Source organism: Deltaproteobacteria bacterium (assembly GCA_015233135.1).
GTDB lineage: Bacteria > UBA10199 > UBA10199 > JADFYH01 > JADFYH01 > JADFYH01.
Window position 1 is genome coordinate 23,781 of record JADFYH010000004.1, and the last position, 23,494, is coordinate 47,274.

General features: G+C 45.3%; 23 protein-coding genes. 9 read left to right on the top strand and 14 right to left on the bottom strand.

Features of this window, described 5'->3' with window-relative positions; translation table 11 throughout:
- The first annotated feature begins 175 nt into the window (after positions 1-175).
- Positions 176-1,696 (top strand): YifB family Mg chelatase-like AAA ATPase, encoded by a 1,521-nt coding sequence (locus HQM15_01970; protein MBF0491530.1) that lies wholly within the window; start codon positions 176-178, stop codon positions 1,694-1,696.
- Here the strand turns inward: HQM15_01970 and HQM15_01975 are convergent.
- On the bottom strand, positions 1,693-2,037 hold the full coding sequence (locus tag HQM15_01975) for a hypothetical protein (protein ID MBF0491531.1): 345 nt from the start codon (positions 2,035-2,037) through the stop codon (positions 1,693-1,695). The two genes, HQM15_01970 and HQM15_01975, sit on opposite strands and share 4 nt — an antisense overlap.
- A gap of 150 nt (positions 2,038-2,187) precedes the next feature.
- On the opposite strand from HQM15_01975, the gene HQM15_01980 reads away from it, so the two are divergent.
- Positions 2,188-2,415: a NifU family protein gene (locus HQM15_01980; GenBank protein ID MBF0491532.1), complete on the top strand. Its 228-nt coding sequence runs from the start codon at positions 2,188-2,190 to the stop codon at positions 2,413-2,415.
- Here HQM15_01980 and HQM15_01985 read toward each other — a convergent pair.
- The 4 genes from HQM15_01985 to HQM15_02000 all read right to left on the bottom strand — a co-directional run bounded on the left by HQM15_01985 (position 2,412) and on the right by HQM15_02000 (position 8,670).
- The gene (locus tag HQM15_01985) at positions 2,412-3,815 is read right to left on the bottom strand and encodes a hypothetical protein (GenBank protein ID MBF0491533.1); all 1,404 of its coding nucleotides are present in this window, start codon (positions 3,813-3,815) and stop codon (positions 2,412-2,414) included. The genes HQM15_01980 and HQM15_01985 overlap by 4 nt on opposite strands.
- A 274-nt stretch (positions 3,816-4,089) precedes the next feature.
- Complete coding sequence (gene aroE / locus HQM15_01990) at positions 4,090-4,965, bottom strand: shikimate dehydrogenase (protein ID MBF0491534.1); 876 nt, start codon at positions 4,963-4,965, stop codon at positions 4,090-4,092.
- A complete protein-coding gene (locus HQM15_01995; protein ID MBF0491535.1) occupies positions 4,962-5,894 on the bottom strand; it encodes a bifunctional riboflavin kinase/FAD synthetase in 933 nt (310 codons plus the stop codon). The genes aroE and HQM15_01995 overlap by 4 nt, the downstream gene beginning before the upstream one ends.
- A 10-nt stretch (positions 5,895-5,904) precedes the next feature.
- Complete coding sequence (locus HQM15_02000) at positions 5,905-8,670, bottom strand: PDZ domain-containing protein (GenBank protein MBF0491536.1); 2,766 nt, start codon at positions 8,668-8,670, stop codon at positions 5,905-5,907.
- Between the two features lie 126 nt (positions 8,671-8,796).
- Between HQM15_02000 and HQM15_02005 the strand changes: the two genes are divergently transcribed.
- The 4 genes from HQM15_02005 to HQM15_02020 all read left to right on the top strand — a co-directional run bounded on the left by HQM15_02005 (position 8,797) and on the right by HQM15_02020 (position 12,093).
- Positions 8,797-9,381 (top strand): hypothetical protein, encoded by a 585-nt coding sequence (locus HQM15_02005; GenBank protein MBF0491537.1) that lies wholly within the window; start codon positions 8,797-8,799, stop codon positions 9,379-9,381.
- 13 nt (positions 9,382-9,394) lie between these two features.
- Positions 9,395-10,936, top strand: a complete 1,542-nt coding sequence (locus tag HQM15_02010) for a hypothetical protein (protein MBF0491538.1) — start codon at positions 9,395-9,397, stop codon at positions 10,934-10,936.
- 255 nt (positions 10,937-11,191) lie between these two features.
- Positions 11,192-11,413 carry a hypothetical protein gene (locus HQM15_02015; protein MBF0491539.1) on the top strand — a complete coding sequence of 74 codons (222 nt, stop codon included), beginning with the start codon at positions 11,192-11,194 and terminating at the stop codon, positions 11,411-11,413.
- 137 nt (positions 11,414-11,550) lie between these two features.
- Complete coding sequence (locus HQM15_02020) at positions 11,551-12,093, top strand: hypothetical protein (protein MBF0491540.1); 543 nt, start codon at positions 11,551-11,553, stop codon at positions 12,091-12,093.
- A gap of 28 nt (positions 12,094-12,121) precedes the next feature.
- On the opposite strand, the gene HQM15_02025 is transcribed toward HQM15_02020, so the two are convergent.
- The 9 genes from HQM15_02025 to trxA all read right to left on the bottom strand — a co-directional run bounded on the left by HQM15_02025 (position 12,122) and on the right by trxA (position 20,580).
- Positions 12,122-12,463 (bottom strand): septum formation initiator family protein, encoded by a 342-nt coding sequence (locus HQM15_02025; GenBank protein ID MBF0491541.1) that lies wholly within the window; start codon positions 12,461-12,463, stop codon positions 12,122-12,124.
- Entirely contained in the window at positions 12,460-12,690 is a 231-nt protein-coding gene (locus HQM15_02030; GenBank protein ID MBF0491542.1) for a DUF2905 domain-containing protein, read from the bottom strand. Before HQM15_02030 ends, HQM15_02025 begins: the two co-directional genes overlap by 4 nt.
- Before the next feature lie 4 nt (positions 12,691-12,694).
- Positions 12,695-13,729, bottom strand: a complete 1,035-nt coding sequence (ruvB, locus tag HQM15_02035; protein MBF0491543.1) for a Holliday junction branch migration DNA helicase RuvB — start codon at positions 13,727-13,729, stop codon at positions 12,695-12,697.
- A 60-nt stretch (positions 13,730-13,789) separates the two neighbouring features.
- Entirely contained in the window at positions 13,790-14,395 is a 606-nt protein-coding gene (ruvA, locus tag HQM15_02040; protein ID MBF0491544.1) for a Holliday junction branch migration protein RuvA, read from the bottom strand.
- Positions 14,396-14,407: 12 nt separating this feature from the next.
- Positions 14,408-14,902: a crossover junction endodeoxyribonuclease RuvC gene (gene ruvC / locus HQM15_02045; GenBank protein MBF0491545.1), complete on the bottom strand. Its 495-nt coding sequence runs from the start codon at positions 14,900-14,902 to the stop codon at positions 14,408-14,410.
- Between the two features lie 7 nt (positions 14,903-14,909).
- The gene (locus tag HQM15_02050; protein MBF0491546.1) at positions 14,910-15,662 is read right to left on the bottom strand and encodes a YebC/PmpR family DNA-binding transcriptional regulator; all 753 of its coding nucleotides are present in this window, start codon (positions 15,660-15,662) and stop codon (positions 14,910-14,912) included.
- Between the two features lie 104 nt (positions 15,663-15,766).
- The gene (locus HQM15_02055) at positions 15,767-17,296 is read right to left on the bottom strand and encodes a hypothetical protein (GenBank protein MBF0491547.1); all 1,530 of its coding nucleotides are present in this window, start codon (positions 17,294-17,296) and stop codon (positions 15,767-15,769) included.
- Between the two features lie 162 nt (positions 17,297-17,458).
- Positions 17,459-20,134 carry a hypothetical protein gene (locus HQM15_02060; GenBank protein ID MBF0491548.1) on the bottom strand — a complete coding sequence of 892 codons (2,676 nt, stop codon included), beginning with the start codon at positions 20,132-20,134 and terminating at the stop codon, positions 17,459-17,461.
- 116 nt (positions 20,135-20,250) lie between these two features.
- Positions 20,251-20,580 carry a thioredoxin gene (gene trxA / locus HQM15_02065; GenBank protein MBF0491549.1) on the bottom strand — a complete coding sequence of 110 codons (330 nt, stop codon included), beginning with the start codon at positions 20,578-20,580 and terminating at the stop codon, positions 20,251-20,253.
- 92 nt (positions 20,581-20,672) lie between these two features.
- Here trxA and HQM15_02070 point away from each other — a divergent pair, with 92 nt between their 5' ends.
- The 3 genes from HQM15_02070 to HQM15_02080 all read left to right on the top strand — a co-directional run bounded on the left by HQM15_02070 (position 20,673) and on the right by HQM15_02080 (position 23,470).
- Positions 20,673-21,257 (top strand): bifunctional precorrin-2 dehydrogenase/sirohydrochlorin ferrochelatase, encoded by a 585-nt coding sequence (locus HQM15_02070; GenBank protein ID MBF0491550.1) that lies wholly within the window; start codon positions 20,673-20,675, stop codon positions 21,255-21,257.
- Between the two features lie 147 nt (positions 21,258-21,404).
- Entirely contained in the window at positions 21,405-22,196 is a 792-nt protein-coding gene (gene ccsA, locus HQM15_02075) for a cytochrome c biogenesis protein CcsA (GenBank protein MBF0491551.1), read from the top strand.
- Entirely contained in the window at positions 22,193-23,470 is a 1,278-nt protein-coding gene (locus tag HQM15_02080) for a glutamyl-tRNA reductase (GenBank protein ID MBF0491552.1), read from the top strand. Before ccsA ends, HQM15_02080 begins: the two co-directional genes overlap by 4 nt.
- The last annotated feature ends 24 nt before the right edge of the window (positions 23,471-23,494 follow it).

Below are 23,494 nucleotides of genomic sequence, written 5' to 3' on the forward strand. Positions count from 1 at the left end.
AACAAGCGTTTTGTTTTCGGACGAAGAAAAAAGTTACTTCATAGATAACTTGAAGAGTTGACCCCACTCACTAACCCTCTCCCTCAAGGGGAGAGGGGAGGATAGTTTCAAATATCGAGTAAGTGAATGTGTATGGCATCTCCTTTGCTTCTACTCTTCTGGCAAAGGAGCAAATATGACTTCATTATTGTCCCATGTTTATTCGGCGGGTCTAATCGGCATTGACGCCTATCCCATCGATGTCGAGGTGCACATTAGTCTGGGACTTCCACTCTGGAGCACCGTAGGCTTGCCTGAATCTGCTGTAAAAGAAAGCAAGGATAGGGTGGTCTCGGCCATTCATAATAGTGGCTATGAATTCCCTTATCGTCGCATCACCATTAATCTGGCCCCCGCCAATATCAAAAAAGAAGGCACGGCCTTCGATTTACCCATTGCACTGGGTTTGCTGGCGGCGTCAGATGTAATCCCCAACGATAAATTGCAAGACTATCTCATTGTCGGAGAGCTTTCCCTCAGCGGAAAAGTGCGCCGTATGCGAGGGGCACTTTCAGTCGCTATTTTAGCAAAGCAGCTTTCCAAAAAAGGTCTGATTTTACCTTTGGAAAATTGGGCAGAGGCCTCGGTGGTAGAGGGGATCGAATTATTAGGAGTTCAAAGCCTGCCGGAAGTAGTGGAGTTCTTTGCCTTGGGCAAAACCATTGAAGCGCCTCAAATTGAAAAGAAGGAAATCAACGAAAAGGAATTTTCAAACGAAGATTTTTCAGAGGTGAGGGGACAGGCCTTTGCAAAAAGGGCCCTGGAAATTTCCGCCTCAGGGATGCACAATGTGCTCTTGGTAGGTCCTCCTGGCACTGGGAAAACCATGCTGGCCTCCCGTTTGCCCAGCATTCTACCCGAGATGAATTTCGAGGAGGCCTTAACCACCACCAAAGTCTACAGCTTGATGGGGCTTCTTTCCAAAGACGAGTCTTTGTTGCGTACGCGCCCTTTTCGTTCCCCTCACCACACTATCTCCGATGCGGGTCTGATTGGGGGAGGAAGTCATCCCAAGCCCGGAGAAGTCTCTCTTTCTCACAACGGGGTTTTGTTTTTGGATGAGCTCACCGAATTTCGTCGTAATGTTTTAGAATCGCTGCGTCAACCGATAGAAAACGCCAAAGTCACCATCTCTCGTGCACAACAATCAATTACCTATCCGGCCCGTTTTTTACTGGCTGCCGCGATGAATCCCTGTCCTTGCGGACATTATGGAAATCCAAAAGTGAATTGCTCTTGCTCCCCAACATTGATGCAAAAATATAAATCAAAAATTTCAGGTCCTCTTTTAGACCGCATGGATCTGCGCATTGAGGTGCCTTCTCTTACTTATGAAGATTTGGTGTCTCAGCAAGAAGAAGAAAAATCTGCGGCGATTCGGCATCGAGTATTGGAAGCTCATCAGCGTCAAGCCCATCGCTTAATAGAGGAAGGCCTCTTTTTTAATTCCCAGATGGGGCCACGTTTGTTGCGCAAATTTTGTCCTCTGGAAAATGAGGCCCAAAAATTAATGGAAATGGCCATGAAGCGTTTCCAACTTTCAGCCAGGGCCTATAATCGAACGCTAAAAGTCGCACGGACCATTGCAGATTTAAAAGCAGAGGAAGCCCTTTCTTCGTCTACCGTAGCTGAAGCCATCCAGTACCGCTTTGGTTAGGAATTTAAGAGTTGACGATACCGAGGGTCTTGTTGGGCTGCTTGATAAATACTGTCTGTAACCAATTCGATTATTTCAGGGTTCTGAAAGACTTCTTCCAGATTGTCCTGAACTTTTTTACGCACCTGACTTCGTGTCAGAGGAATAGGCCTTCCTAATTGCCTGCTTGCTAACAAGTTACTGCGAACAAGTTTAAAAAGAAGCCCCGCTTTTTCCTGAAGCTGTTCCACAATATGGGTAGGATCTTGTGTGGCAATCTGTGCCATTTTCTGATTAATTTTTTTGGTTACGGTCTCTAATTTTAAGCCCAAATCCTGAGCTGTCCATCGCTGGATTTTCATAACTTCTCCTATATCTAAGTGTGTTCTCGGCATAACCCTGAAAAATGTTGCTAAGAAAATAAAAAAAAGTGCAGGATTCGTATCCAGCATCGAAGCGCGATTGATTTGCTTTCTGGGATTTGCTACGAAACAGGGAACAAGGGGGACCGTATGATGACTAAAGAAAGTGTCGAAAAGGTGTTTGATAAGCGCATTCGTCCTGCCATTCAAATGGATGGCGGAAATATAGAACTGGTGGAGGTGCGTGATAATTCCGTTTTTGTAAGGCTGGTAGGGGCTTGTGGCACTTGTCCAAGTTCCCAAATCACTTTGCGTCAAGGGGTAGAAGGTATTTTAAGAGAAGAGTTTCCCGAGATGGTAGAATTGGTTCAATGTTAAGCAAGTGAAAAGACGGAGGCTTGAAGATCTCCAGCAGGTAATCGAGCAGGAGCAGGGCTTTCAGGAAGGGTATCTTCCGAGGCAATTTCGCTTTCGTTTTGTTGCTGAGGGTCGCGAGATCCACTGCCGTTTGAGGAATCTCGATGTTCTCCACTGCCAGAATGTGAACTGGCCGCGTTGGCTTCTACTCTTTGGTGTTCCCCGTCCAATCTGCTCAACATTAGTCCGAAGTGGACTGGGCTTGTGTCACGCACACGCGAGCCTTGAGCTGCCAAATTTATCGCGATGGCGTTAGTGACTACACTGCTGCCAGGAAGATTTTCTTCTACAGCCCTACCGTTTGCAACTGCAGTTTGATTATTCCAACCCCTGTGGATATCAGTAGCTTGCGCATTGCCTTGGGCGTCTCCAGAAATAGCCAGATCCAGACCTCTCCAAGGTGAGAGAGGCCGAGGGGAGTCTGCTTGATCTGCCCGAGCTTGTGAGGTGTTTTCCTCTCTGAAAGATTTATACACAAAAAACCTTTCCCCCCGAATGGCTTCCCGGAGTTCTGAAAGTGTTTTGCCTGTTCTGGTTACAAAAGAATGTAACAAATCATTCTCTTCAGGGATAGAGCTGAGAAGAGCTGGAGCAGAGACTGGATTCAATTGAGCGGTGAAATTGAGAGCCGCGGTTCTCGTTGGAAAAGGATCATATTGGGTTTGCAGATAATGTTCTAAAGAGAGTGCCAGACGAGCAGGGGCGGCCACTATTTCCATTGTGGCTTGGGCGAATGGCGTAATAAAAGTAGAAACAAAACTGGATACAAAACAAGAGGGTGAGGAGACAGGGGCAATGTGTCCGTTTGCGGCAGTGGTGTTTGCAGGTCTTGCCTCAGAGGTGCCTGTTAAGTAATTTAAAAGTGATCTTGCCAAAACTGCATCTGGCGTAATTGCCGCTGTATTGGCTGTGGCCAGGCGATCAACAACAAAGCTTGAGTTTGTTGGACCTGCAGGCCCTTGTAGCCCTTGTGATTTGAATGCAGAAGAAAGAAGCCCTGTCTTAGAATAAAGCGTGCTTCTTTGAGGTCCACCCAGAGGAGTCATCTGAGCTGCAGTTGCAGGCGCTTCCTCTAAACCTAAAGATTCTGACAACGCATCTTCTATACGATGAAGGGTGCTTGAAGCCGCCTCTTCGACGTTATCAAGCAATCTTTCCACAAAATGTTCTACACGACCAAAAAGCCTGGTACTACCCGTTAAAGCTCCATGATAAATTTCCGCGCCTGTCTTACGGCCATGGGTAAAAATAGAATCTGCAATGGAAGTAATTACGGGTGTTTGAGGGGCAGCAATAGGCACCAAGAGAGGGGGCTCAGTGGTAATACGAACTCTGCTGTTAGTTTCGTTAATGGGTGCCATAAAAAAAAGCCTACCTAAGAGACTATCGGCAAAAGCAAGGCTTAGGTTGCTAAGTTTTTTGTTTTTTTGTCATTCTGGCCTACAAATGCTTATCTGAAAAGCATTTCCCCTCTCCCCTTGAGGGAGAGGGTCAGGGTGAGGGGTACCTCGAGTGCACTCAGGATCACCCTCTCTCTGACTCTCTCCCCTCAAGGGAGAGAGGACTTTGAATCAGTTTTCATTTTTAAAATCTGCGGAACTCAAATTTTAAATTGTTTCTAATCATAAATTTCCTTTAGTGATAGTCCGCAATTTCATTTTTTCCCCTTAAAGCCTCTTTCAAGGCCCGTTTCATCACCAACACAGGGGCTTTTTTTCCGGTCCAGATCTCAAAAGCGAGGACGCCTTGGTAGAGCAGCATTCCCAGCCCGTTTTGGGTTTTGAATTTTCTTTTTTGGGCTTCTTTTAAAAAAGGAGTGGGGAGGTAGATAATGTCGGTGACTAAGCAGTGTGAAGGAAGTTTATCCCAAGGGAAATAAGGGAGCTCTTCGCCTTTTAGGCCCAGGCTAGTGCTCTGAATCACCAAGTCGATTTTGGGGGATATTTTTGCTAAGGCCTTTTCTTCCCATTCTACAGCTAATATTTTGGTTTTTATAAATTTTTTAGAAAATTCTCTACTTAATTTTTCTGCTCGGTCTTTTGAACGGTTACAAATAAAAATATCCTTTACTCCATTGAAAGCCAAGGCAGCAATCAAGGCCCTTGCAGCCCCTCCGGCTCCAAAAAGAAGGATTTTTTTCCCTTTTACCTCAAAGTGTTTTTCCCGTTTTAAGGCCTCAATATAGCCTTGTCCGTCGGTGTTGAAGCCCAGGATCCTGCCTTCGCAGATTTTAATCGTATTGACGGCCCCAATCATCTTGGCCTCTTTGCTCAATTCCTCTACAAAAGGAAGCACGGCCTCTTTATTGGGGATAGTGACATTCAGGCCTAAAAAATTACTGGATTTTATAGCCCTGAAAAAATCCTTCACCTCATTGGGTCTTAAATGGATTTTGGAATAAGTATAAGGCAAGCCGCATTTTCTAAACGCCGCCTGATGCATAACGGGGGAGAGTGAGTGTTCGACAGGATCTCCAATAATTGCTAATTGATGTCGCTGATCCAAGGTCATAAATGAAATCTTTTAAAAATTTTCTTCGAGCATTCAATGTCTTTATGAATTTGAGCAACCAAGGCTTCGGGGTTTTCAAACTTTCTTTCTTCCCGGATACGATCGATAAATGAAAGTTGAAGTTTTTTACCGTACAGATTTTTTGTTAATTTCAAAAGATGCGTTTCAATGGTGAGTCGATTGCCATAAAAAGTAGGGCGCCAACCGATATTGGTGACTGAATGGTGTTTTCGGAGTCCTATTTTAGTCAGGGTGGCATAAACACCGCTGAGGGGCAAAAGCTCGTTGGCCACCATCAGGTTGGCCGTTGGGAAATTAAGCGTACGTCCTATCTGTTTGCCACGTACGACCGTTGCCTGTATCGTGAAAGGTCGCCCAAGCAATAAATTGGCCTCTAAAATCTTTCCGTTTAAAATAAAGTGGCGAATCTGTGTGGAAGAAACCAGCGTATTTTTATGATAAAAAGCAGGAAGCACTTTTAGTTTTATCCCGCTGGCTTTACAAAGTTTTTCAAGCAGTTCCAGATTTCCACTCCGGGATTTCCCAAAGGTAAAATCATAACCGACCACCAAGCCTTTTACTCCAAGCGTTTCGATTAAAATTTTATTAAAAAAATCTTCTGGGCCAAGCGCTGCAAAATGCTTATCAAAAGGTTCCAAAATGAGGACCTTGATTTTATTTTTTTTAATCCATTTTATTTTTTGTTCCGGAGTCCCAATGAGAGGCGGGGTAGAGGCGGGGGATAGAACCTTTACGGGATGCGGATCAAAAGTATAAACCCCGGCCTTTGCTTTTAATTCGTTCGCCAATAAGGCGGTCCATTCGAACATCTTGCGATGAGCGAGGTGAATGCCATCGAAGTTGCCCAAGGCGAGGACTAACTTTTTAAATTTGCCTCGGGCTGCTTTTGAGGAGTGAAAGATTTTCATGCATTGAAAATTACTTCAGTTTCCGAATATAAAAACTTTTGTGTGAACTCAAATCGCGTTCATCTCTGGCAATAATCGAAATAAGATTATTCTTTTCTCCCAAGGGAACGCTCGATGAAAAAGTGATTTTTTTGGAATTTTCCTCGCCAGACACCGATTTTAAATAAACCTTATTTTCACCCACATAAATGAGGACATCTTTTAAAGGCGTCTCCGAGCTGACTGTGCCTGCTATATTGATTTTACCGGAGTTGCTGGACTGTACACCGTCAATGCCGCTCAGTTCAATGACAGGTGCCTGTACCCAAATGTCTGCGGGAGGCAGGGAAGCAGCCTCGGTAAGGCTCAGCTTAAGCTTGTCGAATAAATTTTCCTGCAAGGCTGAATCGCTCAAGGAAATTTCCAGGCCAATCTTCTCTTTGGAATAATCTTTGGTTACGGTAAAAACAAAGCGGGCCTGTTTGACTTCGTCTTTGCCCAAGTTTTGGAGTTTGCTTCTGCCTTCGGAGATGAACAGCGATTCGCCTTCCAGATTTTTCAGATTGGCCACTACTTCTTTACTCACACCAGGCCCCAGGTTTTTCACATCGAGCAGGAGGGTGCTTTTGTTCCCCTTGCCAGGTTTTTGATTGTTTTCAAAATGATATTTGTAGCTGTAGACAGGTCTGGCTTTCGCGCGAGTGGAAATTAAGGTGATGAAAGGTTCGGGTACTTTACCATTCGCTTCTTTAAAGGTGAATTTCACTTCGTCTTCGCGAGAAAGGGCGAACTCTGGAATTTTAACCTTTGCCGTCCAGTTTTTGGTTTCACCACTTTTTACTTTTCCAAAGGCAAATTCTTTATTTTTAAAGTAGGGATTCTCCGATTCGGTTTTGGCAATCAGTCGGTAAAAATCACCTTTTCCAATGTTTTTAACGCTGAGGTTGAGTCTTACTTCTTCCCCCCCAGTCAAAGCCTCCCCTGATTTTTTCCCTTCGATATTGAAGGTGACTTGGGCCTGTGGCGTTTCACTGCTTGCTTCTTCGTTCCAGTTGATGCCTATTTTTTCAAAAGCCGAAACGAGTTTAGCGAGTTCTCCCTTTTCAGATTCTTTTTCCAGGCCGTCCGATTGCTTCAGGAGTTGGGGGCGTTCGGAGGTTTTTGCCTGGGTGATTATTTTTCGGGCCAGTTGAACGTAATAATCCTGATCCAGTTTGAGATCCCGCGAATAGTCGTCGTTTTCTTCGTCTTTTGGGTTAGTTTCAGTGCTTTCTTTTTTAGGGACAAAATATTTACTTTCAAACACGGGTTTTTTGGTTTGATTAAAATTTGACTCCAGATGTTTTTCCAAATCTTTTTCTCTAAAAGTATCTCCTTCTAAAAGATGTACCGATTCGGAGTTGACCGAAACCGGATCCAGCCTGATGTCGGGCGTGATGCCCACCGATTGAATGGATTCATTGCCGGGAGTCAGATATTGGGCGATGGTCAATTTCAACGCGGAGTTGTCACGAAGCGTATAAACGGATTGAACACTTCCTTTTCCAAAAGTTTGTTCACCAATTAATACCGCGCGATTATTGTTTTTAAGGGCACCGGCTACAATTTCAGAGGCCGAAGCCGAAGAACCGTTCACCAATACAATCATCGGATAAGGATCTTCAGTGCCTGCTCCTACCGCTTCGTTGACTTGCAACACTTTATCTTCCGCGCCCACCGTTGAAACAATGACGCCGTGATCTAAAAAGAGATCCGACACCTTAATGGCCTGGTCGAGCAGGCCTCCCGGGTTGTTTCTTAAGTCGAGAATCAGGCCTTTGAATTTAGTGGGATTGGCCTTCAGCTTTTTCAAGTTTCTTACCAACTCTCTGTAAGTATCTTCCTGAAAACTTTTGATTTTTAAATAAGCGACATCGCCTTCGGGGCTCTGCAAAAGTTTGGATTGAATGCTATCAATTTTAATTTTTGCGCGGACCAGTGTAACTTCGAAAGGTTCATTAATATTTTCGCGACCTAAGGTAAGGTTGACCGAAGACCCAATTTTTCCCCGAAGCTTTTCCACTGCTTCGTTCAGGTTCATGTTGATGGTCGATTCGGTGTTGATTTTTAAAATCTTGTCTTTGGTTTTGATTCCGGCTTTCCAGGCAGGGGTCCCTTCGAGAGGAGAGATGACGGTGAGATCGCCATCTTTCAATCCCACTACAATTCCCAATCCTCCAAACTCCCCTTCGGTTTGGGTGCGAAATTCCTTGAACAGTTTTGGAGGAAGCAGGGCAGAATGAGGATCCAGATTTTCAACCATGGCATTCATGAGGGTGCGCTCAATGTCTGCAATGCTGGTTTCACCCTTGTAATTTTTTTGCAGAAAATCATAGACCTGATTGAGCAAGGGAAGCAGCTGATCCAGGCCGGCCTTTTGATTGCTGAAGTTGGGAAGGCTAAATTTCTTTTCCTGGTTTTCTACGGTGAGTGTAAATTTCGAGGAATTTTCAGGAAAGTCGATTAAAATTTCAGAGACTGTTCGTGAAACAGCCAGCAAACCCGCTCTCAGCATCTGTTTGGCATTGATGCGAGCGGGGTCATAATAATTATGCCCGATAAAAAATAAGGTTTGCTTGGAAATATCTCCCGCGCTGTAATTCGCTGGGACGTCCGAATTGTTTATTACTGCGGCGTTTGAGGTGGAATTAAATCCGCTTTGGTAGAGTAAAGAGCCACTCAGTGCAATGAAGCTGAGGGTAAAATAGAGAAGAATTTTTTTAAAAAAATAGTTTTTGTTTGATTTTTTTGTTTCCATAGGGGGACTATACTACCCCAGCTAAAAAAAGCTGCAAGTTAAGTTTTGAAATAGACTTGAACCTTTTAGAGGCTTAGTGAGTCTAGAGCTTGTGGATTTGAAATTGATTAAGAAAGGGAAAAAAATATGAAAAAAAGAAATATCGGCTTATTGTTCGGGGCTTTTGCCCTGGGGGCGCTAGGGTTTCTCCAACCCGTGAAAGCCAATACGTATCGGAGTTTGGGAGTAAAAGATTTGTCCAGCCTCAGCAAATCTCCGGCCTCCATAGGTTTTAAGGGAAAGGTGATTAATATAGAAGACACGAAAGATCATCAGAGAGTAACCTTTGAGATACAGGAGGTGTTGAGAGGGGATGTCCCACGAGAGAGCACTTTGACTCTCAATTTCAAAAAGCCCGCCCAACTTCACACCCTGGGTTGGCCTCAGCAAAAAGTCCCTGTGTTTAGTAGAGATGAAGAAAGTGTTTTGTTTGTTACTCAAAACGTGAGGGGGGAAGATTTCTTTATCGGGGGTGAAGATCAATCCCGTTTTTATGTTAAAAAAGTGGGCAGCCGTAGCCTGATTTGGAACGGCTTAGGCAATCGAAACCTGATTGATACACAAAGTACAAATACCCTGATGCGTGCTATCGTTAACGATATGCAGGGCCGCAACGAGGGCAGTATCGATTACCAGGACTTTAAAAAACTTTTAGATCAGACTCAAGAATAGGAAGGATAACAATATGAAAAAATGGCTTCCTGCATTACTACTCAGTTTAATTGCCGTACCTGCCTGGGCCTATGGTCCTATTGCCGTGCAGGCGGATGGAACACCTATCAAACACGTGGGTTTAAGTTCTACTCATTCCCTGGTGTGGAATCCGGAAACAGGGCCTTTGCAAGATACAAGCAGCAAACATACTTTTGTTACGCAAAGGGTGAATGCTACCTCCGACCAGGTAAGTGCCTTTCAGGAATTACTTCATTTTTGTGGATTAACCAGCGCGGGTGGAAGGACGGCGAGCAGTTTTGGAACTCCTGCAGACACTGGTGGTAGCAGCAGCGGCGGATGTTCGATGAATCCTTTTGAATCAATCGCCTATGCGGCAACAGACAATTCGACAGGGACTACTCTTATTCATGATGCTTATGCGGTTTGGGCGGCAGTATCTACTGCCGATTTATCTTTTTCCCAAGGGACTTCTTTGGGGGTAGATGTCAATCTTTGCAACTATTTCAATTACATCGAGACAGACATGTTTCCCCTCAGCGACTCAACTGATCCGCGTGTTTGCGCTGCCTTGGGGACTTGTTCTGGAAGCTCTGTAAACCCCGTGGTGTTTGATGGGAATGGAGATATCGTTGCGGCAGAATATGGGGAGGCCAATCGTTCAACCTTGCTAGGCTCTGCGGGTCCTACGGTGTGGAGTGGTCAGCCGGGATTCATCCGAATGCAGGCCTTGTTGAATGGGGTTTGTTTAAGCGATGCCCCAGACACTGCGGCTTGTGGTACTGGTACGATCAGTCTTGCGGACATGAGATCTATTATGGTGCATGAACTGGGGCATTCCCTGGGGCTTTCCCATTCTCAAGTCAATCTCACCTCAGTGACCTTCGATAGTAATGGTTATGCCAGTTTGGTCGATCCTTCTTATACAGGCGATATTGTGACGATGTTCCCTGTTTTGGTGCAGACCTCGCCTACTTCTACCACCAATGTAGATCTTTCCTCTTTGCATACCGATGACATTGCGGGCATTTCGCATCTCTACCCCAAATCGACTTACGCCGCGGGTGTTTGTACCGCCTCGGGAACTGTTTATTATGGTGGGGCAGGTCAGCGTTGTGTGGAGGTGGTTTTAAGAGATACCACATCGGGTGCCGGTAAAACCAATGCCCTCTCTTTTATTACCGGGGCTGAAAAGAAAAATAGATCGCTTGTGGATACCGATGGAACTACGTACACACTCTGCGATGAGTCGACTACGGAGCGCTGTGGGGACTATAGCATCACAGGTTTACAGCCAGGGAAGACCTATACGATTGAAGTGAATAGTATCTATCCCTCTTTTACAGGGGGGTCTCGTGTAGATCCTTGCGCTCACATCCCTACTTTTTCTGCGTATCCCGTTTACCCTGCGGGTGTGAATTCTGGAGTTCCCCACAACACGATGGTTGCTGCCCACGGGACGATTGCTTGTCCGGCTCCTGGGGGATCCACGATTACCTGTACGGGCGCTGGAGGAACCACCGCTAATACCGGCCTTTGTGTGACAATCCCCTGATTATCGTTCCCTTGCTAAGATGAATGAAAGCCCCCCGATTTTATCGGGGGGCTTTTTTATGTAGACTCTTCCCCCCACTTTTAAAACAATTCATCCTTCTCTGTGGTTTTTATTCCCCATTCTTTTTCTTTGAAGAAGATTTTTATTTTTATAAAACAAGCCAAAATCAGGCCTTTTTAAGCATTTTTTAGAGATCCTGAAAATGGCAAGCTCTTTGCTTTATCTATGGCTTGTAATCTTTAAGAAAGGGCGGCGATGCTACACGAAGATTTAAATTCAACTCAAAATTTGGAAACAACGGAAGACAAGTCTTATGATGTTTTATCAGGAGACAACACCCAGTTTGTAGAAAAGGCCGTCACCCGTTTACCCGCTTGGGCAAAGTCTTCTGCGGCGGTCATTGCCTTGGGGCAATTTAATTTAATGAACAATCGAGCCTTTCAAGTTTTGGCGAGTCGAGTGAAGAAAGTCTCCTGATACCCCTCAGGATGTACGAAACAATTAGCCTTCAAGTGGAAAACCCTCCCTCCGCTTGGAGGCTTTTTTATTAATTGCCTTTCTCTAAATTTTGATTCAGCTATCAGTATGAACCACATTCTCAACAGGAGCCCCTCATGAAAAAGAATATTTTAAATTTATTGTTAGTCCTTTCTTTTCTTCTGCCCCTTTCCCTGCAAGCTGAAGAAAAAAAGATAGAAGAAAAAAAGTTGGAAGAAGTGCAAAAAACAGAGACGATGAAGACAGAAACCAAATGTAAGTTGAAATTTGAGCTCAGCTCTTGGTCCGCTTTTTACAAGTCTGGCAAAGGCCAGGGGCAGGTGACTTGTGACAATGGACAAAGTGCCGAGGTGGCTATTCGTGCGGTAGGAGGGGGTATCACCTTTGGTAAAACAAAAATCACAGAGGGATCAGGTAGTTTTTCTAAAGTGAAGGATATCTCCGAAATTTTTGGTAGCTATGTGGCTTCCGAAGCGCATGCCGGTATTGTCAAATCGGGACAAGTTCAAGCGATGACCAAAGGAAGCGTGTCTCTCGCTCTGTCAGGGAAGGGGAAAGGGTACGACCTGGGGTTTGCTTTTGGCAGATTTAAAATTTCTTCCTCAGGCGAAGTTCAGTCCAATTCTTCCGTGAAGGAAAAAGATTTGAAGGGAGAGTAGACCCTTCTTCCCATCAGCAAATCAGCTCTTAATCGCGGCTGGGATTTGCAGGCACAGGCTGGGTTTCGGCGATTTGAGCCCGATCTAGAATAAGGATATATTCTTTCGGTTTTACGTAGCCCAGTTTTTCACGGACCAGTCTTTCAGCAAAGACCTGTTCTTTGAGCAGAGAAACTTCTTCTTTGAGCTTTTGGTTGGTATTGAAAATGAGCTGATTTTCGGCCTGGATTTTTTGCTTCATCCTGTAGAGATCGCGGAGTCTCAGTAAACCTTCATTCCCCAACAAAGTTAAAAACACGAAAGCCCCTACGATCACCAAACCCAAAGCACAAAAAAGTTTCCAGTTGTTTTCACTGAACAATTTAATCATTTTTTTAACCAAGAAAAAAGATAATGCAGAAGGGTGAATATTAAACTGATCAGCAGGGAACTGACAACAGGGAAATAGAGGGAAGCCCCATCTATTATGATAATAAAATCCCCAGGCAAGTTTCCTAAATTTTTCAAGACTGCAATCTCGGGGCGTACCCAAAGAAAAATGCCAATCAATAAAAAAAACAAGCCCAGATAAATAAAAATTTTGGATAAAGAAGGCATAGATTTAGAATAAAATGGCTTGTTCCTTTTCTTTAAGAGGCAAGCCAAAATGCAGATAGGCTCGGTCGGTGGCTATGCGGCCACGGGGAGTTCTGTGCAGGTATCCTTCTTGAATCAAAAAAGGTTCATAGACATCTTCCAGCGTATCTTTTTCTTCCCCAATCGAGCTGGATAAGGTTTCTAGCCCCACCGGTCCGCCCGAAAATTTTTCGATGAGTGTCAGTAGAATGCGCCTATCCATGTGGTCAAAGCCGGCTTCATCCACTTCCAAAAGTTTGAGCGCATCTTTGGCGACCTGCAGGGTTACAAAACCCTGGGCCTTTATTTCGGCAAAATCTCGAACTCGTTTCAACAGGCGATTGACGATGCGGGGAGTGCCGCGCGAGCGTTTGGCGATTTCGAAGGCCCCTTGCCCATCAATTTTAAGATTTAAGATCTTGCAGGATCGCAGCACAATTTCACTCAGCTCTTCGGGGCTATAAAAATCCAGTCGCATGACCACACCAAAACGATCCCGCAAAGGGGAGGTGAGCAGGCCTGCGCGGGTCGTGGCTCCAATCAGCGTAAATTGGGGCAGGTTGAGTTTGATGCTTTTTGCCGAAGGACCTTGTCCAATCAAGATGTCCAGCTGGTAGTCTTCCATGGCCGGATACAGAATTTCTTCCACGGTGGTATTGAGGCGATGGATTTCATCGATGAACAGCACCTGTTTTTCTTCCAGATTGGTCAAAATGGCCGCCAAGTCACCTGCACGTTCGATGACCGGCCCCGAGGTGGTCTTGATGCTAGCCCCTAATTCAGAGGCGATGATATGGGCGAGTGAGGTCTTTCCCAATCCTGGCGGGCCGTAAAAGAGGCAGTGGTCGAGCGCTTCACCGCGGCGTTTGGTGGCTTCGATAAAAATTTGGAGTTTTTCTTTTACTTTGGTTTGACCAATATATTCAGACAAGTTTTTAGGGCGCAGTGAGTTCTCAAACTCCACTTCTTCCACTTCCAAGGGAGGGGCGGCAATGATGTCGGTGTTGGAGCGGATGGTCATAAGGGTAGTGGGTAGAAGTAAGAAGTAAAAAGTAAAAATTCTTACTTCTGTATTCTGAATTCAATATTTCTGCGAAATAAATTTTAATGCTTCCTTAAAAAGTTGTTCGAAAGTTTGGCTGAAATCTCTTTTTTGGTCATTCAAAAATCTTTCAATTTCATTTCGGTTATAGCCCAGGTTTAAAAGGGCTGACAAGAGTTCATCCTTTTTGGGGGATGAAGTTTTTATCGATTTTGAATTTTCTGCTGAAGCAGAGAAGTGTTTGAGCTTGTCTTTGAGTTCCAAAATTAATCGTTCTGCGGTTTTTTTACCGATGCCGGAGATGGCCGTGAGGCGGCCCAGATCTTCTTCTAAAACGGCTCGAACTAATTGGGCACTTTCAATCCCCGACAAAATAGTCAGGGCCAGTTTAGGTCCAATTCCAGAAACGCTGACCAGTTTTAGAAACATCTCTTTTTCTTCCCGTCGGAGGAAACCGTACAAGAGCAGGGCGTCTTCTCGAACCACGGTGTAGATCCAAAGTGAGAGGGCAGTTGTGTTATTTGCCTGTTGAATTTGAAGCAGGTTAGGCAGCGGAAGGAAGACTTCATAACCGACACCATTCACATCTAAAATAAGGTGGTCCTCGCCAAAAAATAGGGGTGTGCCGGTTAAGTAGGCTATCATGATTTATTTACCTTAAGAGGAACGCTTCACTTGTTCAATCCATTTTAGTGAATGGAGATGACAAATCGCCACGGCCAGGGCGTCGGACGAATCGAAGTAAGTGCTCTCAGGGAGTTTGAGCATGGTTTTCACCATTTGCTGGATCTGCTCCTTGCTGGCACGGCCATAGCCCACCACTGCCTGCTTTACCTGCAAGGGCGTGTATTCATAAATGGGGATTTTTTTCTCCAAGGTTCCTACCATCGCAGCCCCTCGCGCATGGGCCAGCTGAATGGTGCTTTTTACATTTTTGGCGTAAAAAATATTTTCGATGGCCACCGCAGAGGGAGAAAATTTTTCGATGAGTTCTTTAATGCCCGAGAAAATAGTGTAGAGGCGATCTGCAAAGCTTTGCTTGGTATCCGTAAAAATGCCGCCGTTGTCCAAATGAACCAATTTGGAACCTCGTTTTTCAACGAAGCCGTAGCCTGTGATTCTGCTTCCTGGATCAATTCCTAGGATGCGCATGAATAAGCTACTCCATTTGTTCCATCAATTTTTCCGGAATATCAAAGTTGGCATACACTTTATTCACGTCGTCGTGTTCTTCGAGGATATCCATCAATTTGAGCATCTTTTCGGCCTCTTCTTTGGTGCTGAGTTCCACGTGGTTTTGAGGAATGAGGGCTACGTCACTTGAACTGCATTTAAGGCCTGCCTTGTCCAGTGCGGCTTTCACGGCATCAAAGCTGGCGGGATCGCAGGTGACCTCAAATTGTTCGTCTTCGTCTTTGATATCTTCTGCCCCGGCATCCAGGGCAATTTCCATGAGTTTGTCTTCGGTAAGACTGGAGGTCTTTTCTAAAATGAATTGTCCTTTTTTATGAAAGACCCAGGCAACGGAGCCGGATTCTCCCAGGTTTCCACCGTTTCTGGAGAGGGTGTGGCGCAGTTCCGAGACGGTTCTATTTTTATTATCGGTGGTGGTATCTATCATGATGGCCACGCCATTGGGGCCATAAGCCTCATAGATATTGTCTTCGTAATTTACACCTTCAAGCTCACCGGTTCCTTTTTTGATGGCCCGATTGATATTGTCCACCGGCATACTCTGTGCCTTGGCGTCATCGACGGCCTTGCGTAGACGAGGGTTCCCCGAAATATCGCCCCCGCCCATTTTGGCGGCGACGGTAATGGCCTTGATGAGTTTGGTAAAGGTAGCACCGCGTTTGGCATCCGCTGCACCTTTTTTTCGTTTAATCGTCGCCCATTTTGAATGTCCGGACATGATGACCTCAAATTGATGTTGTCGTAACTGTTTGAAAAAGAAAGATAGGAAGTGGATAACAAAGGCTTGGAATAGGCTCAAGCAAGAAATCAAAAAGCTAGAAATTATTCAGCATCTGAATAATGCAGGTAGGCCAAGGAAAGAGCTGTTACACCCATAATTCCGACCCATCCCAACACGAAGGCCCTGTTGCGAAGCAGGGCACTCAAGGTTGTAGGTTGGGCAGTAATTCTCGCAGTGGCAAGGAATTCACCCATGCTGAGTCGCCCGCTGCGGCAAATCCATTCAATGAGAGGGATTCCTATAAAGGAATTGAGCCCGCTTTCAAGCGCCAGATTGAGCGAGGGGTTGTGGCGTTCAGATTCAGGAATAAGATGTGTGGTCACGAGATGAATTGCTCCGCCAATAATGGGGCTCAAGATCAAGGGAAGCAGGACATAATGAACGGTGCCATGATTCAAAAATCGTCTTAGATATTCGGGACGACTCGGATTCAGGTATGCACGATAGCTTTGAAAGGCAAAAGAAGCTTCTTCAGAAATCAAAATACTTTTGTTGAAATGAAACTGAAAAATTAAAGGTTGAAGCAAATGATGGTAAGCATAGGCGGCCCCCATAAAAAAAAGGTTTCCGGGGCTGATAAAATTATGTCCCTGACTGCGTGTTTTCTGAATTCCCAAGTCTAGGGTTGTGTTTCTTGAATTTATCCAGATTCTCAAGGCATTCAATTGTCCGGGGGCGGGAGAGTTGGGCAAGGCGAGCTGCAACATTTGACTTATTGTGATTTTATTTGTGGAATTTTCAGGATTTGTTTCCACAATTTGCTGACCCAAAAACTGTTCATTGCCTCTCAACCTCTCATGAAGAATTTGAGAAAGAAGCACAAATTCCTGTGGTTCAAAGGGGGCCCTGCCTAGGTGAAGGGTATCCCCTCGGAGTTGAGTTTCTCGAAATAACAGATTAATAGCAGCTATTTCATCCGGTTGTACTTGGGCGGTCTCCTGAGGGAATTCTTGATCGTGTTGGAAGCGGTTTAAAAGATCTTGTATCTTTTCTGGATCCAAAGAGAGGCCGTACAGGCTTACTTCCTGATCCCATTGCCATGGATGAATCCCCGCACTTTGAAGCTCCTGGGGATGTTCACGGGCATAAGTGCTCCAGCTTGTTGCATAGTCTGTGAGACGCGTCCGAAGTGCATCGACGGGAGTTGCTTGTTCGTTGGGGCTGGGGGTGCTCAAATAATTGGGGAGGACATTCGTATAGTAATCGGCCGCCCGTCGAAAGGCATAGGCGGAATTAAAACGAGTGCCTGGTGCTTGGGATTGAGAGAATGCCAACACTTCCAAGGGGCTTACAAAATGGTCGTGATTTGTATCGGCTTGTCGAAGAGCCTCCAAGGTTTCATGGTAACTGGCTTCAATGTGGCTTGAAGCGGGAGTTTGAGCGATGAGGCTCTCAGTGCATTGCATTTCAGGGGTTTGAGGGGAGGCAGGAACTTCAAAGACAAGATTGTGAATACTTAATTGGTTGTGTCTATAGTTTTGCTGCCGATCTCCTCCTAAGTGGAAGAAAAGGCCAAGCTCTTCCCTAAAGGAATCGAGTAACGGTTGTGATGCTTGGCGGCATTGATTCATAAGTGGCACCTACCTAAATACCTTATCGGCAGGACCACAGAAATGTTGCGTGTGCAGGGCAGATTTTTTTCATTATTTTTCCGTCAGGGGGAAAAATGAGCAATCCCCGGTGCTTGGAATAGCGCTCGAGCGTAGATTAAATAACGGTCAACAGGACAAAAACTATTCTTCTTCATCACGGGTCAAAAATCGACGAAGCCCCGCTCTCATTCTTTCGAAAATGCCTGGACGTGGCGGTGTTTGAGGGCTTTCTAATTCAAATCTCCGAATAAGCTCAGCTTCAATTCGATCAGCATCTTTTCTTAAAACTATAGTCCCATTGGGCAACAGACGATATCTTTCGGCAAATCTTTGAGCCGCTTCTTGAGCAGGGGCATAGGGGTCAGGATTGTTTTCAACAACTGAAGTTCTACGATCTTCTACAGGTTCAGCGTCTTTCGAAGGGATTTCCTCCAAACGCTTTTCTAAAATTCCAAAGGCTGCATTTTTTACTTCAACAACCCAGCCCCGCCAAATTGCGTCACTACCCTTCAGTACAATAGAATGATCCTCCATTTCCTGCAGTAACGCCTTGAATTCAGCTACCTGTTCCACACAAACATCACATTCTTGAGCTAATCGAATATTTCGAACCACGTTAAGGATAAAAGTTTCTTTCGCTTGTGGACTAACTCGAAGACCCCGTATCGTTCCAAGAAAACGATCGAAATTATAAAGCGACATTTTTTGAGCCAAAAATTCCAAATAATAAATTGAATCTTCCCGTCTCGTTGTTCGATTTTTTTCATTGAAGAATTCTTCGCGATCGTAATTAAAAACCAACATCTCTAAAAGCGTTGGCAATTGATTCATGAACAAAGGGTTTTCTAATATTTTTGCAAGTTCGCTCTCATCAAAGCGAAAACCAGGTATAAATAAAACCCCTTGAAAGGCCGATAAAAAATCTCCTTTTACTCCTTCTAACGAAGCGCTCAACCGCTCTATCAATAAATTTCTTGCTCTCCTGTTTTCTGGAATAAAGGGTGACAAAATTATCAATTCATCAGAGTCAGCGCCCAGTGCTGTATATCCAGGCCGAAATCCAAGTTTGGTCTCGTAACCCAAAAGGGCTAGCAAAGGGATGAGAGGCAGATAACCATAAACTCCATCTTTTTGAACCCTCTCTTCAATTCGCGAACAAATTCTTTCGGCTTGCTCTGCATTAATTCTTTTTTCTCTCAAAAGAAGCTCAATCACTTTTTGATAAAAAGTTGCTACCGATTCACTAGTCCATAATTCTTCAATCGAATGTTCAACAATCGCATTCCATTGATCCGGTCTGAGTCGAGATAAATCGAGAGATGGAGAACCTTCAGAAAAGGCAGTTTCATGGTCGCATGAAACCTGGCAGGAAAAAAGATAGCACCACAGCCGTTTAAGCATCTTCGGATGTTCCAAATCCAAAGTTTCAGCAGGGAAAGTGCTCAATAGCCTTCGAGCTTCTTGGGTAGATTCAGGACGATCAACAAAATCAGAGGTAATAAATTCCAAGGCCTCAAACAAACCCGATTCAAATGTAAGTTTGCAACCCCTAAAGAGTGGGTTTTTGTATATTGCCTCACTCAAACTTATTCTCTGTGCTGTTAATCTTGGAAGGTCTGACAATTCCAGGGTAAAAGAATATAATAATCTTCGAAAAATTTCCGGGCTTTCTCTGAGACGACTTAAAGCCCTGGCCGTTGCCTGAAATGCTGCTTCCTGCACCGCTGGTGGACCCAGTACTGATGTTTCTCTCTCAAGAGCTTCCACAATGAAATCCGGAAAAATCTCCGCTTCATCCCAACCCGGCAAACTCAAGGGCAGCACTCTTTTTGTAAATCCCAGGGCCCTTTCGTCTGCATCCTCACTTGCGATGGCCCTCTCCGTCACCTCCAAAAAAACTTCTCGAGAGACGGAGGCAAGATCCAAGCTCTCTATCCCTGAAGGATAAGTTTTCCTTTCAGTAGGCGCTCGCATCACCGCTCCAGGTCCCATTCCTACAAAGCAGCCCAGACTGCTCCACAAGGTCGCCCGCCCCACTTGGCGGGCAAAACGCAACAAATGCCGGGCACTCACTTGTATGCCCACTTGGGCGATTTGATTACCATGGTGCACCCCCGCGTCCATGACGGTGTTGTGGAGGTATTCCCTCAGGAGATCTGCAATTTGCCCCTCTCCCTGAGCCTCCCGCGCACGGGGGGAGGGAACTCTTTCCCCTCTCCCTCGAGGGGAGAGGGTCAGGGAGAGGGTGGTCTCGGATTCACTCGGATTCCACCCCACCCTTCTCTCAAACCCCTGCTGCAAATGACTGGCCGCCGTAAACACCGCACCGCCAAACAGGCGCTGCAGCACATAGCGCAAAGTAGTACTTTGTATAGAATTGTTAAAAAAGGGAAAGGCCAACCAATTCATGAAATGAGACGAGTTAAAATTGATTAAACCTGCTGTGTTTCCTCTAAGGCTCCAATGCCCGCCCAGGGCTTCGCAGAGCCCAGCGGCCAGAAAGGTGTTGGTCATATGTGCCGCAAAGCGAATGAAACCCTCCCGGCGAAGGGCCATGCTGGCCACTTGGGAAAAGCTCAACCGCTCAAACACCCGAAGGCCACAAGTGCGAAGGATTTTGCGTTCCACCGCACCGCCTATCAAACCACCCGCAAAGCCAGTACCTATCGTAAAGGCAATACTCCTCAGCATCTCGGGCGTACACACTTCATCCTTCACCTGCCGCCAAAACTCAGGGCGAGAGCAGGTGTCAACCAGGGCTTCGTAGGTCTGGTAAAAAGAATGATGAAATTGGGATAAGCTGCGATCTATCGACATGAGGGCATTATCGGTAAGAGCTGGGAAAAGTTGCCTGAAATTTCAACAAAACCCATCCTTACTGTTATTGAATCAATGTAAGAGATGGGTTTTATTTAAAGACACAACCGTATAAATTATAATACTTTTTTTATCGCATCTTCCAGCGTAGCCCGGGGAACCGATCCCAGGATCTGATCTACTTTTTGTCCTGCCTTAAAGAGAATAAGGGTAGGAATGCTGCGCACTCCGTATTGGACTGGAACCCCCTGGTTTTCATCCACATTCATTTTATAGACGGCCACTTTGCCCGCATAATCTTTGGCCAAGGCATCTACCGTGGGGCCTAGCGCTCGGCAAGGGCCACACCATTCGGCCCAAAAATCGATGAGGACGGGCAGGGGGTTTTTCAAGACTTCTTGTTCAAAGTTACCATCACTCGCTTCTTTTACGTGTTCGGATGCCATATTTTCCTCCTGATTTGTGATTGTGTGACGGAAATGAAATTGCGAATTCTATGACTTGAAGTCAAGTTCAATTCGGTTATAAGACGAATTCCATGAATTATTATCCCCTCAATTTGAAGATACAAAATAAATCTGTAGTCGTGGTGGGTGGCGGCTCTGTGGCCTTGCAGAAGATTCTGGGTTTGCTCGGGGCAGGGGCAATCATTGAAATTATTTCTCCCTTGTTGCATAAAGACCTTTTGTGCCTGGTGAGTGAGGGTCGTATCCAATGGCAGCAAAGAAAATATAAAAAAGGAGATCTGAAATCGGCTTTTCTTGCCTTTGCTGCAACAAATAATAGAGAGGTAAATCAAAAAATTTTAGAGGAGGCTCAGCAAAGAAAGATTCTATTGAATGCAGTCGACCAACCCGAGCTTTGCGATTTTATTATTCCCGCCCGAGTGTCCAGGGGAGAATTCCTGCTCACGGTGTCTACCGGGGGGGAAGCTCCCTTTTTATCAAAAAGGCTTAGAAAACAATTGGAGAAAAGTTTTGGGTTGGAGTATGGCCTACTTTCCAGAAAAATTAAGAAAATCCGTCAGTGCTTTATCAGGCAAGGGCGCGAACAGGAAATTAAGCCCTTTTTGGAAAAATATTGGGAGAAAATGTTGGAGAGGTTTAAGAGGTTAAATAATTAACTGACCTTACGCGATTTTTATTCCCCCCCCCCTCTCCCTCGACGGGAGAGGGTGATATTGGTGGAATCAAATATCACCCCCTCCTTAACCCTCCCTCCTCAAGGTGGAGGGGATTTCTAATCCAAGTGGAGTGGTTGAAAAATACTTATGCTCACTACATTCGCACACACCAGCGCCCTGTTTTTTGCCTTCGCGACTCTTCTTTATCTGGGGAGTTTCATCTCTAAGCGAAAAAAACTTTGGAGTCTGGCCCAAGGGGCTTTATTGCTGGGTTTGGGGGTTCAGGCCCTTGGTTTTGCGCTCCACTTTGCCAAGGTGGGCTTCCCCCTGCTTCAACAGGCCGACGAGGCCTTCTTGTTCAGTGGTTGGATATTGGCTTTTCTTTATCTGGTTCTCTCCCTTAAATATCATCTTCCCTGGCTGGGTTTGTTTTTCATGCCTGCGGTGCTTGTTTTATATTCCCTTTCTCATTTCTCCAATGAGCACTATGCCCAAAATGTTTTATTGTTTCATTCGCCCTGGGCCTCCATCCATATTGTGTTCAGTTTTTTGGCCTTTTCGCTTTTTTCCCTTACTTTCCTGATGGGGCTCTTGTTTCTGCTTCAAGAATATCAACTCAAGTCCAAAAGAAATTTTTTGGAGCTAGAAAAAATGCCTTCCCTGGAACTGCTCGACCTGCTTCATTTCAAGGCCTTGCGCCTGGGTTTTATTTTTCTGACCTTGGGTATCTTGAGCGGTTCTGCCTGGGCCAAGACGGTGAAGGGGCTTTATTTTTTTAATGATCCCAGGCAGCTTTGGACGTTAGTGGCCTGGCTCGTCTACCTTTTATTCCTTCAAGTGCATGTGCGCGCAAATTGGCGGGGAAGGAGAGGAGTTTTACTTTCTTTATTAGGCTTTGTAGTGATTCTCTTTACGTTTTTGGAGGTTCGTCACTCATGAGCTTGATCATCGTGGGGATCTCCCACAAAACCGCAAATCTTGCCTTACGCGAGCAGTTTGCCTTATCGGACGAAAGGCAGATTCAGCTGCTCCAAAGGCTTTCTTCCTTGAGCGCGGTGGAGGAGTGTGTGCTGGTTTCCACCTGTAATCGCCTGGAGGTCTATGCCTTTGCTTCAGCGGAAGATAAGGCCCTCCAACAAATTAAAATTTGTTTGAAAGAAATCCCAAATTCAGCGGATTTTGATGAAGATATTATTTATAGTTTCAATCAGGGGGATGCTTTTTTACATGGCTTTCGAGTGGTGAGCGGACTCGATTCGATGGTGTTGGGGGAGAATCAAATTTTATCGCAGATGAAAGAATCTTTTCGTCAGGCAGAGCAAGAAGGCAGCTTGGGGACCAGTCTCAATAAATATTTTCAGCGCTGTTTTAACGTTTCCAAAAAAATTCGACACGAAACCCAGTTGGGGGCTCATCCCGTCAGCGTGAGTTATGTCGCGATTTTGCTGGCTAAAAAAATTTTTGGTTCTCTGGAAAACAGAAAAGCCCTTTTGTTGGGGGCTGGTAAGATGAGCGAGCTGGCCTTGCAGAACCTGAAAAGCCAGGGCTGTTCGGAAATTTTAATCAGCAATCGAAATATTGAAAAAGCAAAGGCGCTGGCCTCTCAGATTGCGGCGCAGGTGGTTCCTTTTGAAGATTATCTGGGCTCACTCAGCGAAGTGGATGTGGTCATTACTTCCACGGGGGCCCAGGAGCCAATCTTGAAGGTTCAAGCGGTTCAAGAAAGTATGAAGCTTCGCAAAAACAAGGCCCTTTTTATCATCGATATTGCCTTGCCCCGAAATGTGGAAGAAGGGGTAAATGATCTTTATAATGTTTATCTTTATAATCTGGATGATCTTCAAAAAGTGGTCGATCAAAATCTGAAAGAACGACAAAAAGAGGCCTTGAAGGCCGAACAAATTTTAATCCATGAAGTGCAATTGTTTAAAGAAGAAGAAAAACATCGCTCTCTAAGCCCCACCATTGCCAAACTCACCCAAAAATTTAATCAGATTCGCGAAAAAGAGCTGGAAAAGCTTGTTTTGCAACTCGCGCCTCTTTCCTCAGAGCAGCAGCAGAAGATACGGGCCTGCACCCAGGCCATGGTGAGTAAAATGTTGCATGATCCCTTGTTGGTCTTAAAAACCGAACAACAGGAGCCTTCCTCCTTGTACCAGGACATTCTGAAAAAACTTTTCCGCCTGGAGGACGAAAGCGATCTTGACAATTGACGCTTTGTGCAAAACCCTTTAAAG